General features: G+C 37.2%; 10 protein-coding genes and 1 pseudogene. All 11 read left to right on the top strand.

Annotation, left to right across the window (positions count from 1 at the left end):
* Positions 1 to 793 (top strand): annotated as a pseudogene (locus A0739_RS10675) (hypothetical protein); the annotation flags it as partial.
* Positions 794 to 808: 15 nt separating this feature from the next.
* On the top strand, positions 809 to 1,468 hold the full coding sequence (locus A0739_RS08965; RefSeq protein ID WP_061587748.1) for a PoNe immunity protein domain-containing protein: 660 nt from the start codon (positions 809 to 811) through the stop codon (positions 1,466 to 1,468).
* A 414-nt stretch (positions 1,469 to 1,882) separates the two neighbouring features.
* Positions 1,883 to 2,185 (top strand): WXG100 family type VII secretion target, encoded by a 303-nt coding sequence (locus A0739_RS08960; RefSeq protein WP_042769153.1) that lies wholly within the window; start codon positions 1,883 to 1,885, stop codon positions 2,183 to 2,185.
* Between the two features lie 57 nt (positions 2,186 to 2,242).
* On the top strand, positions 2,243 to 5,482 hold the full coding sequence (gene esaA, locus A0739_RS08955) for a type VII secretion protein EsaA (protein WP_061587747.1): 3,240 nt from the start codon (positions 2,243 to 2,245) through the stop codon (positions 5,480 to 5,482).
* Position 5,483: 1 nt separating this feature from the next.
* The gene (gene essA, locus A0739_RS08950) at positions 5,484 to 5,945 is read left to right on the top strand and encodes a type VII secretion protein EssA (protein WP_061587746.1); all 462 of its coding nucleotides are present in this window, start codon (positions 5,484 to 5,486) and stop codon (positions 5,943 to 5,945) included.
* Positions 5,946 to 6,069: 124 nt separating this feature from the next.
* On the top strand, positions 6,070 to 6,312 hold the full coding sequence (locus A0739_RS08945; RefSeq protein WP_044020224.1) for a type VII secretion protein: 243 nt from the start codon (positions 6,070 to 6,072) through the stop codon (positions 6,310 to 6,312).
* A gap of 14 nt (positions 6,313 to 6,326) precedes the next feature.
* A complete protein-coding gene (gene essB / locus A0739_RS08940) occupies positions 6,327 to 7,505 on the top strand; it encodes a type VII secretion protein EssB (protein ID WP_061587745.1) in 1,179 nt (392 codons plus the stop codon).
* 9 nt (positions 7,506 to 7,514) lie between these two features.
* On the top strand, positions 7,515 to 11,891 hold the full coding sequence (gene essC / locus A0739_RS08935) for a type VII secretion protein EssC (protein ID WP_061587744.1): 4,377 nt from the start codon (positions 7,515 to 7,517) through the stop codon (positions 11,889 to 11,891).
* A gap of 11 nt (positions 11,892 to 11,902) precedes the next feature.
* Positions 11,903 to 12,232, top strand: a complete 330-nt coding sequence (locus A0739_RS08930; protein WP_061587743.1) for a DUF4176 domain-containing protein — start codon at positions 11,903 to 11,905, stop codon at positions 12,230 to 12,232.
* A gap of 3 nt (positions 12,233 to 12,235) precedes the next feature.
* Positions 12,236 to 12,658: a YwqH-like family protein gene (locus A0739_RS08925; RefSeq protein ID WP_061587742.1), complete on the top strand. Its 423-nt coding sequence runs from the start codon at positions 12,236 to 12,238 to the stop codon at positions 12,656 to 12,658.
* Positions 12,659 to 12,674: 16 nt separating this feature from the next.
* On the top strand, positions 12,675 to 12,959 hold the full coding sequence (locus tag A0739_RS08920) for a TIGR04197 family type VII secretion effector (RefSeq protein WP_061587741.1): 285 nt from the start codon (positions 12,675 to 12,677) through the stop codon (positions 12,957 to 12,959).
* Positions 12,960 to 12,962: the final 3 nt, after the last annotated feature.

The following is a 12,962-nucleotide window of genomic DNA, read 5'->3' as shown; positions in this document are numbered from 1 at the left end:
TCTAAATCTAAGCAGGGCAACCCAAGAAGGACTGGAGCGAGCCAAGCAGTTTACTTTGGAAGTACCGACTATCCGAACGAGGCAGGTAGCGCCTGTTGGTTCGGTCAATGTACACGCATTCTCTACAATTGAGAAAACAACCGTGAAATTGGGAGATACAGGTCTAGGAAAGAGCCTGGACAATCTGGCTTCTAAAGCGAAGAATGTAGAAAATGCAAGTCTTTCTAGACTCCGTTCAAGAAATGCTCTATACGTGACTAAAGATGAGTGGATGAAGGCGATGAAAGAGGGGGATGTTGTTTTTAACACGGACATCCACAGCATGGCTGAGGTCCTCAAGCAAAGAGGGATCATATCAGAGGTTGATGACGGCACTATTGAGCTGATCAGTAATATGCGTAAAGGGAACTACGGCGAGATGAGTACGGACGAAATCTATCGTCAGCTGGATTGTGAGCGCATCAGTCTGGACATGACTACAGAAATAGACGGAGCCATCCACTTGGGGATTGATGGCGTCTACCACAACCCTAACGGCCACCCACCCTATATCATCGCAGAGGCTAAGTATGGTAGCGCTCGCTTGAGTTATTTGAAGGATCCGAAAATCAAGCAGATGAGCCGTGAGTGGATAGGAGATCGCTTGAAAGATGCGGTCGGTAAAGGAACGTATGATGAAATTGATAGAGCGATGAAGCACGGAGATGTTGGCTATCAGTTAGTGAAGGTTAGGAAGAATGGCAACATTATGATAAATAATCTCGATAAGAAGGCGAATATTATCCGCCCATAGAAAAGGAGTGAATACATGTTAAGAGATAGAATTCAAACAGAGGAATATTTCCAAGAAAATTTTGTATGGTATTCTAAAACATTACAGAGAAAAATAACTGAATTTCCTGATATAAATCCAGAGTATTACGAGCACCATTTTAGATCTATGGTTATTAATTATGAAGATTTATTAAGAGTTGGCTACTCTCTAGGGAAGGATGTTCAGGAACTCTTTCCTTATTATCAAGGGATCCTCTCCAATTTAAAAGAAGTCGTCTCCGAGGGAGTCTCCTTTTATCGTGCGGTTGATGTCTTTGCATTAGGAGTTCTTTATAGTGAGCGCAAGGAAGAGTTTTTGGATGATTTGAAGGCTATTTATGAGCAGATGGACCACACAGATGGCTTGATTGAATACTACATGGTTTATCTATTTCATGATAAGATAGTCCCTTTCCATTCGATTTTAGAGTATCAAAATATGATTGAGGATACTTATGAGAGTGTAGCCAAGGCGCAGGGCTTCTGGTACTATAGCCACTCAGATGCTCCATGGTATAACAACTATACCAAAGATACTTATGTAGGCTACTGGAGTTTTGACACCGCTGCAACCTGCAAGATCAAAGGAATCTACGACGAGCGCTTGAAAGACCTAGAGTACTTTCCATATGACCTTCTAGTCCAAGAAAACTAAGAAAACTGGGTTTCCACCCAGTTTTTATCAAACAGGTAGTCTCCTTTTTCTTTACGTTAACACGGTTATTCTTAACACGGCCACCCACAGCATGGCTGAGGTCCTCAAGCAGGAGACAATAGTACTGGAACAGTTTCGACCGGGTTTGCCAAACGGGTGGAGGATCTGGTCAAGATTTCTGAGAAAGTCCAGAGCTTACTATCTGAAAAATAAATGGAGGGAATAGACTTCTGCATTGATTAGTATGATTTTCGTTTCATACGTATTGAGTAGGACGTTGATTTTTTGATACTTTATATCATCAAACTAATTATTGCTAAAATATTATTTTTTTTAATTATTTGATATAATACTTGCGTTAGCATTTGAATAATGTTAAAATAAGATAAAAAAAAAGAACATAGGAGTAAGAATATGTCAGACCAAATTCGTGTATCCACAGAAACCCTTCAATCACGTGCGCGTGAATATGGAAAAGCTGCTAATGATATCAGAGTTATCTTGAACAATCTTCAACGCCTACAAGACACTCTTCGTACAGAGTGGGAAGGTGCCGCCTTCCAAGGTTTCGAGAGACAATTCCTTGAATTGAAACCGAAGGTTGTAAATTTTGCGGATTTGATGCAACAAATCAATACACAACTTGATAAGACTGCTGAAGCAATGAAACAAAATGACCAAGCTTTATCTAAGAACTTTGGTATTCAAAATAGTTAAGGATAAAGTTGAGGATTTCTCCTCAACTTTTTTACTACATTTATTTAAGGAGATCATGTGAACAAGAAAGTTTTATTTAGCTTAGGGATAGCACTGTTATTAGTTACAATGATAGTATCTTTCTTTGCAGTTGTAAAACCAACACCTATCAGCCGAACGAACTCAGATTCCTCAGTGCAACAAGCCCCTATTAAAGTGGCTGTTGTTAATGAAGATACAGGTAAGGTATATAATGGACAACCGATTAACATTGCGAATACTTTAGTAAACTCGTTCATAGCTAAAAATAATTACAAAGTAGAAGTTGTTTCTCGGTCAATCGCTGAAAACGGTCTAAAAAATGAGACTTATCAGTTGATGATAATCTTGCCAAGTAAATTTTCAGAAGAAGCTTTAGCGATCGAATCAACTTCTCCTGTTCAGGCGAAGTTTCAATATCAAATTCAATCAAGTGATCAACTGACTGTTAAACAGGCTGAACAAGCAGTAGTAGCTTTCAAAGAGCTCTTTAATAAGGACTTGATTAATATTTATTTCACTAGTATTATTGGGAATTTGAAAACAGCACAAGGCCAGGTTGCTGATGTGGTTACAAATGAACATGAGTCACTAACGTCCTTTAATAATAAGTTAGTGGATCCTCTTGCTCAATATAGTCAACAGTTTAATGGTTTAGGTTCATCACCGAATAATCTTTTATCATCGTATTTGTCATTTAACAAGACCCTGTTAAATACAAATGATGCCTTTAAATCAATTGATTCTGTCAATAAGACATATGAGGGACCAATAAAAGAAATAGATGAGCAACAAAAAAAATGGGATAATTCCTTGGAAAAAAGAGAAAAGTCTTTGGCCAACTATGATACAGAATTTTCTAAATTATCAGTTAAGGAACAATTAACTCGATTAACTGCTATAAACACTCAAGTTACTGAGAATTTATCAGAGCCAGCTATTTGGAAAGAAACTACTGATACGGCTTCTTCCTATAATCAAGATATCACAAAACTTCTCGAAAGCTTGAAGAAGAATAATAAGGAAATTGATGATACCTTATCGAATTATGATACAAAGATTAGAGAAGCAGTAGAGTCTTCCTTGGCTAAAAACTCCTCAGCGGTAGATGGAGCTAATAAAACTCTTGGAAGTTATATTCAGTCGTTAAATACTAGTATGCAAAATCAAATTACTAGTAAATGGCCAAGTGTATACTACGATGATGCAGCTATAAATAATCTTTCTTTGTCAGATACTGATAAACAACATTTGAAAAATATAAGTGCTTTTATACAGTGGTATAGTAAGAAGACAGGGAAAGATTTGCCAACTTTGCAAGCTACAACACTTGAAAATGAAGAGTTCTCTCAGTTGAAGAATGACATTAAATCTAAGAGCACAACAAAACGTGATCTAACATTGCCTTCATTTGAAGGAAAAATTTCAAAATTAACGTTAACAGTACCAAGCGGATACTATCTTAAAGAATCAAACTATGGATTTTCTGATCTTGGAGGAGGGAGTTATCAGGTATCTATCCCTAGTGAAGCATCTCCAGGTATGACTATTTCATACACACTAGGAATCAAGAATGAAAATGATCTCAATGTCTTATCACCTGTGCTTGTTAAGTATCAATTAGATACGACAGAAGATGTAAAAGTTATAAAGGAAGATGCCCCTTATGTAGAAAAAGATAAAATAGAGAATGAGACAGTTCATTCTGCGCCTGTTAGTCCAGCTACTTCTGTAACGTCAAGTTCCTCTACGTCTGATGGGCAGAAACCAACAGAAATTATCACAATTACGAAGACCATCACGACTACTAAGATAAATCAAACAGAAAAAAAAGTTTTGAATCGTCATTATGAGATGCAAGACATTATTTCTAACTGGGAGTACAATCCTACTAAGTTAACTCAAGCGATTTATAAAGATGTTGAGGCGTATCTACAGTTATCAGGACTTGTTACTGCGTTTTACGGCTTAGATTTATCTAAAAACACGTACACAGATACTACGTTTGTTCCAGCAGAAGGTTCTCTTGCTTCCTTAGCAAATAATGATGACCTCAAGACCATTGTGACCAATCTAATCAAAGCAACCACAGTAGAAGCTCTAAAATCAGATTTGAAGATTTCTGATAAAAAATTGGCGGATATTCAGTCTCGATTAGCTAATACTAAAAAATTGACATCTAATATTGATCAGCTGAGAACAACAACCAAAGATTTAATGACTCAGTTAAGTAAGTTAATTGAACAAACCAAATTAGTGGATAAAACGATCGAAGGTAAGCCTAGTTTTGTTGTAACAGAAAAAGTAGATAATACTAATATGGTTACAGTTAGTATGTATATGAACAGGGACCTAGATACACTGATGTCAGCTAGTAAAACGTTGATGGACAATACAAAAGCAAACCAAGCTGTTTCTGAGACGATACAAGCTACTATGACTCAGTTGACAAATGATGTTAATACATTGGAAAGAGACGGAAAATCATTAAGTGAACGCGTTTCTGAGTTGAAGAAAATCATGTCTAGTGAATATGGTTCAAACGAAGAATTTCTTAAAAACTTTTCTACTGTTTTGAGCAATACTAAAACAGGTAACACCAAAAATGAAGCTGTCTATGAATATTTGTCGAATCCTGTTGATGCTTCGAAAATTGGGAATGTCGTATCAGCTGCGACCAATTCACCGTCACAGACTAATCGTCAAGACGAAAGATCAGGACTTCTTATTATCTTAGTCAGCTATCTTGTTAGCTTGGTTGTTGCTTATCTTTTCCAACATGCAGATAAAGAAGAATTGCAAAGATTAATCAGTTTGAAGGATCGTTTGTCATGGAGAAATTCTTCTGGCCCAATGTTCTTCCTAAGTGTGATTTCAGTAGCAGCAGGTTCTATAATTGCGATTGTTTCTGGAGTTAAACTTGCTTTCTCTGTAAGTCAGTTGAGTTGGTTTGTAGTACTTCTTGTCTTGGTAAGTCTAATGATGACATATGGTCTGAATATCCTTATGGATAAACTAAAAAGTCTTGGATTCTTGATAAGTATAAGTCTACTACTGCTTTATATCATTTCAGCAACTCAATTGTTTGATGAATATTATGTGAATTCGGCTCCTATTTTAACAGCTCTTTCTCCATTGACATATCTTGAAGGGGCAGTGAAATTATTCATTAATCAGCAAAATGGAGTTGTTCAGTCAGTAATGGTAATTGTTGTTCTCACAATTGCTTTGGGACTTGGAAATACTTTCTTGTATCGCCAAGTTAAGGATAGCAAGTAATATGAAAAAAACCATTGTCTTTATCTTTCTATTGTTTTTAATTTTTACAAGAGGAAGTGTTGTCTTTGCAAATGATGGATCTTTGCAAATAGATACATCTTTAGATAAAAATACCAAGAAAACGGAGATTCAGTACTTTGAACAGGAGAGTAACTTGACAAAGTTATTTCATCCTGAGACCTATAAATTAGTTGATACAACTAAAAAATTGGATAACGAAAAGTATCAATTAGTTAAAACAAACTTATTTATCACTAAAATGGAAACGGAGAATATCGTTAATGAGTATCAGTCTGCTTTATTTACCAGTCAGATTCAAATCAATCACAGTGATAAAAAGACTGTTTCACTTAAAAACGTAAAGTCTCCTGTTTCTTGGACCGCAATTTTATTGTTTATACTAGGGATGATTGTCACAATTTACTCGCTCTTTTATAAAAAGTTACATACAGCTAAACAATAAAATCGATAGAAAAATACATAAAGGGAGATACAAATGTATCTCCCTTTTTATAAATAAAAAGTTCTTCAATATTCATGTTCTGCGTGATATAATAGGCATAACACAATAGATTTAGGAGGGTTCTATGGAAGAGTACATTAATATTAGTCTGGATTGTTCGCCTTTTTTATCTAAAATATTAGATTTAAGAGTTCCTACTGAGTTAACGATTAAAGAATTACTACAAATCGTCTCAGATACTTATGGTATAGGGGTTAAGGTAATGAATCCAAGTGTAAGAAATCAACAGTCTGGAGAAATTCTTGCTAGTACGAGCAGTCTAGCATTAGTGAAAGACGGAGTTTTATTAAAATTGGAAAGAATATAGTAAGGGAGTCAGGTATGGACGTTCAAAAAATGGAATTAGTAGTTGGAGATATCAAGGGAAATCGAGAAATAGCTTATGCTCTATTAACAGCAACACAAGCTTATTTTGTGAATCAAAATGTCATTGAGGAAGAAGGTAAATTAACGATTGAAAGTCTTTTGACAGATGAATATTATTCTTGGGATAAGCTGACTACGATGATTGATGAAGAAAAGTTACGTCATCTGATTAATGTTGGTCAATTATTTAACTTGCTGAAGGATTCAATTTATACTTATGAGTTATCACCTAGTAATCTAGTATTTTCACGAAATGGGAATCCCCTATTCATTTTTCGTGGTGTTAAAGGGCAAGTGCCTCCCTATGATGCATTAAACCTAGAAGCGTTTACCGTTAACTTTAAAGCCATGATAGTATCTCTACTAGATAAAAAGGTAAGTTATGAAAAATTAGTGGAGGGGCAGTCGCCATTCTATAAGGGAAAACTGTTTTGTGAGACCATCATGAAGGCTGAAGATTTGGATGCAATCTTAGCCTTACTACTAGAAAAATACCTAGAAGAACAGGAACAAAATAAAGAAAAATTTTCACGTGTTCCTAACAAACTTGTTTCGCGATTGAAGTGGACTACTATTATTGCATCACTTGTTGGAGTGCTGTCAATTGTTGGAGTGCTTTACTTTGCATTGTTCGCTATGCCTAATCAACAAATGATTTCGGATTTACGTTTGGCTTTTGTACACCAAGATTATTCATCGGTTGTATCTACTGTTAAAAATACAGACTCTAAATCACTTAGTCAAGATGATGCTTATATGGTAGCTTTTTCGGTCATCAAAACAGAACCTTTAACTGAAGCGCAAAAGACAGAACTATCCAAAATATCAACTCAATCAAGTACAGACTATCTTCGTTACTGGGTCTTAATTGGCCAGTCGAAAATTGATGAAGCTATAGATATTGCGAGTTACTTAGATGATCCACAATTATTAATGTACGGTCTGACTAAAAAGGTTGATGAAGTTCAGAGAAATCCTAACCTCACATCAGAACAACGTACGGAGCAACTAAATAATTATAAGAGTAAATTGGAAGAGTTGAAGAAAAACTACCTAACACCTGAGACGAACAAGTCGAATACGACTTCGACATCAACTTCAGCTTCAACTTCAACTTCAGCAGAGTCAAGATAGGAGTGGTCTATGAATTATTTATTTTTTGAAGGCAATGTTTATCCACTCTATGCAGGAAAAACCTATCAACTGGGGTCTTCTGTAGATTCTAATATCTATCTTCCTATTTTTGAGAATGTGGTGCTGGAAGTCAAGGAAAATGGAGTTGAACTACTCGGGGAGACTTATTCTTATGGGTATCATTTGGTTTCTATAGCTGAAAATATAAATGTTTCCTTATTGATTATTGAAAACACAGAGCATTACCTTCTTCCTGAGAAAATACTTTATTTATCAGATAAGAAAGAAGCGTCTATTCGCTTAGTTGATTTTCCTATAGAAATCATTTTGACCTTTGATGGGACAAATAAGACGATTTACAGTGTTAGTCCATTTTATATTAACGGTGAAAGAAAAACAGGAAAGCAAACTATTCAAGATATGGATCAAATCGTTTTTGAACAAGGTCTAGGTTTATCCGTTCAAAAACAAATCTTATCGATTCATTCACTATTTTCTATTGAGACGAGCTTACTGCCTTTTTCTGAAGTAATGGTCGAAGACCGTTCAAAAGAATTTCATCGCTCTCCACGGATTATTCTAAGAGAACCCGAGGATAAAGTAACGATTGCTTCGGCACCAACAGATGATGAAGGTCACAAACAATCGTTACTAAGACTGATTATTACCCCTTTGGCGATGATTGTCTTTACGATACTGACCGTTTACTTTACACGTAGTGGTGGAATGATGTTTATGATGATGGGGATGTCTGTCATTACTATTGGGACTTCCATTCATACTTATTTTTCTGATAAAAAATCACATAAGGAACTTCAAGAACAGAAAATTGTTGACTATATGGAATATTTGGAAACCAAATATTCACAGCTGGCTGACTTACGTGATGAACAAGTTGATGCTCTGGTTTATCATTTTCCTGATACAGTTCGTATTTTGGAAATGGTAGAAAAAATAGATCGACGAATTTATGAGAAAACGCTCTATCACTTCGATTTCTTGTCTTATCGCTTAGGATTGGGGGAAGTTAATTCTAGTTTCTCTATTGAGTATTCAGATTCTGAGTTGACAAAATACAATGCAGCTGCTAATCAAAAAATTCAAGAACTACTTTCTTACTATCGTGTGACCAAGCAGGTACCAATTACTCATACATTAACAAATCCTATGGGTTATATCGGAACACGACAAATAGTGATTGAACAAGTTCAACAGATGATGATGCAATTAGCGACTTTCCAAAGTTATCATGATCTACAGTTTATTCCAATTTTTCGAGAGGAAGAGTTGGAGTTGTGGGATTGGAGTCGTTGGTTACCTCATACGAAAATTAAAGCACTAAATAGCCGTGGTTTTGTTTACAATCAACGTACTCGAGATCAACTATTGACGTCACTCTATCAAATTATTAAAGATAGAAAATTAGATAGTGAGCAGGACAAAGGAAAGGAAAAGCAATATAGCCCTCATTATATTCTCTTTATTACAGATTTAAGCCTGATGTTGGATCACAACATTATGGAGTACATCAATGAAGATTTATCCCATTTAGGGATTCATTACGTTTTCGTAGAAGAGGTACTTGAAAGTTTACCAGAACACGTTAAGACAGTTGTTGACTATCGAGGAGATAAAAAAGGTACCGTATTACTTCAGGATGGCAATTATACAAATAAAGAAATTACGCCTCTTCCTCCTGTAAGTTTATCGGAAAAGGAAAATTTTGCGAGAAATCTTGCGGGTATTCATCATGTTCAGACTTTGCGTAATTCGATTCCGAATAGTATTACCTTCTTAGAGATGTATGGAGTCAATAAGGTAGAGGAACTGGATCTTTTAAAACGATGGCAGGATAATGAAACTTTCCAAACAATGGCTGTTCCTCTAGGAGTTCGAGGTAGGGATGATATTCTTTATCTAAACATTCATGAGAAGGCGCATGGGCCTCATGGATTGATTGCTGGTACTACGGGATCAGGGAAGTCAGAGCTTATTCAGTCCTACATTCTATCTTTGGCTGTGAACTACCATCCGTATGAGGTTGCTTTCCTCTTGATAGACTATAAAGGTGGAGGGATGGCTAATCTCTTTGCAGACCTACCTCACGTCGTTGGTACGATTACAAACTTGGACGGCAACCAGGCTAATCGAGCTCTGGTATCTATCAAAGCTGAACTGAAGAAACGTCAGCGTATTTTTGCAGAAAACGACGTTAATCATATCAACCAGTACATGAAACTTTTCAAAGAAGGGAAGGTTAAAGAACCATTACCACATCTATTAATCATTAGTGATGAGTTTGCAGAGTTGAAGGCGAATCAACCTGATTTCATGGATGAATTGGTTTCTACGGCTCGTATTGGTCGTTCATTGGGAGTTAAATTAATTTTAGCCACCCAAAAACCTAGTGGAGTTGTCAATGATCAAATTTGGTCGAACTCGAAGTTTAAAATAGCTTTGAAAGTACAGGATGTTGCGGATTCTAGAGAAGTAATCAAAACACCTGATGCCGCAGAAATTACCCAGACAGGTAGAGCCTATCTTCAAGTTGGAAACAATGAAATCTATGAGCTATTCCAAAGCGCGTGGTCGGGTGCGGACTACAATCCAGAAGGACGAAACCATGTTCAAAAAAATACAACTGTATATGAGATTACAAGTAATGGTCAATACAATGCCATTAATAAAGATTTGAGTGGTTTAGTCAATAAAAAAGAAGCAAAGGCTGTTCCAACAGAATTGGACGCTATTGTAGAAAAAGCTCGTGAAGTCTTTGACGGTCTTCGTATTCATCAGGTGGCCAGCCCTTGGTTACCACCACTCGAAGAAAAGATATATGCTAAAGATACACAATCGACTAACTTCAGGGATTATTGGGGACGTTCAGAGGCCTTACAACCTATTTTGGTTGGGTATCAAGATATTCCTGAAAGGCAGGAACAATCTCCACTTTATTTCAATATGGAACAAAGAGGGCATATTTTATTAGTTTCTAGTCCGGGATTCGGTAAGTCCACTTTTCTACAGAACTTTGCGATGGACGTGATCCGTAAGCACACACCAGACCAGGTCCATTTCTATCTCTATGACTTTGGTACTAGTGGCTTGATCTCTATTTCTGATTTTCCTCATGTTGCAGATTATTTCACCTTGGATGAAACTGAGAAAATCATGAAATCTCTTCGATTCTTGAATAGAGAGATAAAAACTCGGAAAAGTGCTCTTTCGAGAGCAAGAGCTACAAATCTAAGGCAATACAATCAGTTGTCAAATGAGAGTTTTCCAACTATTTTCATCGAGATAGATGGTTTTGATAGTGTGATGGATGCCCCATTTGTAGATGCCTTTTATGATACTTTAAATGTCATTGCTCGCGATGGTGCTTCTCTAGGAATCTATCTAGTTGTGACACTTTCCCGTCTCAATGCGATGCGTTTACAGTTGCAATCCAACTTTAAGACTAAGATTTCGCTCTTCTTATTTGATAACAGTGATTTATCAAGTGTAGTAGGACGTTCAAATATTCCACTCGATGAAATCAAAGGCCGTGCCATAGCTAAATTTGATGATATCGTCCAATTCCAAGTGATGTTGCCATACAGCAGTGAACATTATACGGACTACATAAAGGAAGTTCGTGCGGAACAAGAAGCAATGGCTGTGGCATACGATGGTCCACTTCCTGCAGGTATCCCAATGTTACCAGAAAAGGTAACCAAAGAAGGGATGGCAGAAATCTTAGAAAGCAGTCAAGACTTTATCTTGGGACTTGAAAGAGAGGCTGTTGTTCCAGCATCCTTTAGTTTCGAGCGACCTATGCTTATAGCCTCAGACAGTCCTGCTTTTGTAACGAATTACTATAAATTATTAGAGTATCATTTGGAACGTATGTCAGGTAAGTATAATACGCTTATCTTAGATCCTAGTCAGCGTATCAGCAACCAACTTTTTGATGGCATCCAACGTTTCGATACTTCTTTAGAAGTCGATAATGTGATGAAGACGATATTAGAAGACTTTAAGAAACGGGTGGCTACGCCAAGTCAGGACTATCCAAAATGGTTAATTCTGATCCCTGATATTGCGGCGACAGCTATGGCAGCAGGGATGAACGAAGTAGACTTCAAAGAACTTCTTACGGAAGGTTCTCGCTATGGAGTGACTTTAGTATTTGCTGGTGCTTATCAGGATCTAGTAACCAATCAATACGATAATTTTGTCAAACTAGTTAATCAGTTAGTAGAGCAAGTCTTCCTTGGTGTACGTATTAGCGATCAAGATCATACTCGCTACCCTTATATCATGAATGAACCGGCACTGAAGCCTAATCAAGGATACATTCTTTATCCAGATCGTTATGAATTTGTTCAATTATTAGAAATTTAGAAAGGGATACGATGAAAGAAACGACCATGTTGCCACTCGGCAGTATCATTATACTAAAAGGAAATACAAAGAAGATGATGATCATTGCACGGGTCATCGCGGCGCCTGTCAAAGGGAATATTTATCGCTTTGACTACGGTGCTTGCCTCTATCCTGAAGGGATGGTAGGCGATAGCCTTATCTACTTCAATGACGAAGATATTTTTAAGGTTGTTCAAGAGGGCTATAGTGATGAGGATAATGACCTCATGTTGGAAAATATTGCTGCGGTTATAGACCAGACAGAGATTCCTAAAGGAAATGTAGCCGAATTGAACGATGTAAATGGATTGGGAGGTTAAGAGATGGGAGAAGTTGATTATATGCAAATCGATTCTCTGCAAAGACAGGTGAATGCCCACTCTGCCAGCATCTCCTCTGCGCAATCACGGATTACGACTATCGATGAAAAATTGGAGCGTCTTCGCACGGCCAAGAAGTCTGTAGGGGAAATTCAAAAAAAGGTTCATGATATTAGGTATCCTATCAACCACCGCAATATCCAGCCGGATTGGCAAGGCAAACAAAAAGATGCCTTCACCAAACAGTGGGAAACCTTCTCCAGTGACTACACGAGTTTCCAAACAGAGATGGATACCTTCTATGACGCCATCTGTGATGAAATCACTAGGTTAGAGAACCAAAAGAATGAAGAAAATGGTATTATTGGCTGGTGTCAAAGTCAGATTAACAATCTGGGAAATTTCATCGAGAAGCTATTACATTAGAAGGAGGGGAAAGGTCATGTATGGAACGATTCAATTATCCGAGGTTCTGTTTAACTCACACATCGGTAGTCTATCCAAGGCCAAGGCTAGCATGGCAGGAGTTGGGAAACCAAGTTTTAATACGACAGCTACATCGAAAGGATTGGACTTGTATCAGGAACAATTCAATGAGCTCCACTCGCTGGTGAAGACCTACGCGACCTTGCTGGAGACAGATATCGCCTTGATGGCAGCCACAGGGAAAGAGATGCACCGGACAGATAGTGTCCTGGGTCAAAACATGTTTCCTGGTTTGCAGTAGGGA

It is taken from the genome of Streptococcus oralis, assembly GCF_001588645.1.
Lineage (GTDB): Bacteria > Bacillota > Bacilli > Lactobacillales > Streptococcaceae > Streptococcus > Streptococcus oralis_AB.
This window is presented reverse-complemented; position numbering and strand designations above follow the sequence as displayed.

Bases quoted from the DNA above. Each gene is read 5' to 3' on its own strand.
- A0739_RS08930 (WP_061587743.1), top strand. From the start codon at position 11,903: ATGAAAGAAACGACCATGTTGCCACTCGGCAGTATCATTATACTAAAA.
- A0739_RS08945 (WP_044020224.1), top strand. From the start codon at position 6,070: ATGGAAGAGTACATTAATATTAGTCTGGATTGTTCGCCTTTTTTATCT.
- A0739_RS08965 (WP_061587748.1), top strand. From the start codon at position 809: ATGTTAAGAGATAGAATTCAAACAGAGGAATATTTCCAAGAAAATTTT.
- essB (WP_061587745.1), top strand. From the start codon at position 6,327: ATGGACGTTCAAAAAATGGAATTAGTAGTTGGAGATATCAAGGGAAAT.
- essA (WP_061587746.1), top strand. From the start codon at position 5,484: ATGAAAAAAACCATTGTCTTTATCTTTCTATTGTTTTTAATTTTTACA.
- essC (WP_061587744.1), top strand. From the start codon at position 7,515: ATGAATTATTTATTTTTTGAAGGCAATGTTTATCCACTCTATGCAGGA.
- A0739_RS08920 (WP_061587741.1), top strand. From the start codon at position 12,675: ATGTATGGAACGATTCAATTATCCGAGGTTCTGTTTAACTCACACATC.
- A0739_RS08960 (WP_042769153.1), top strand. From the start codon at position 1,883: ATGTCAGACCAAATTCGTGTATCCACAGAAACCCTTCAATCACGTGCG.
- A0739_RS08925 (WP_061587742.1), top strand. From the start codon at position 12,236: ATGGGAGAAGTTGATTATATGCAAATCGATTCTCTGCAAAGACAGGTG.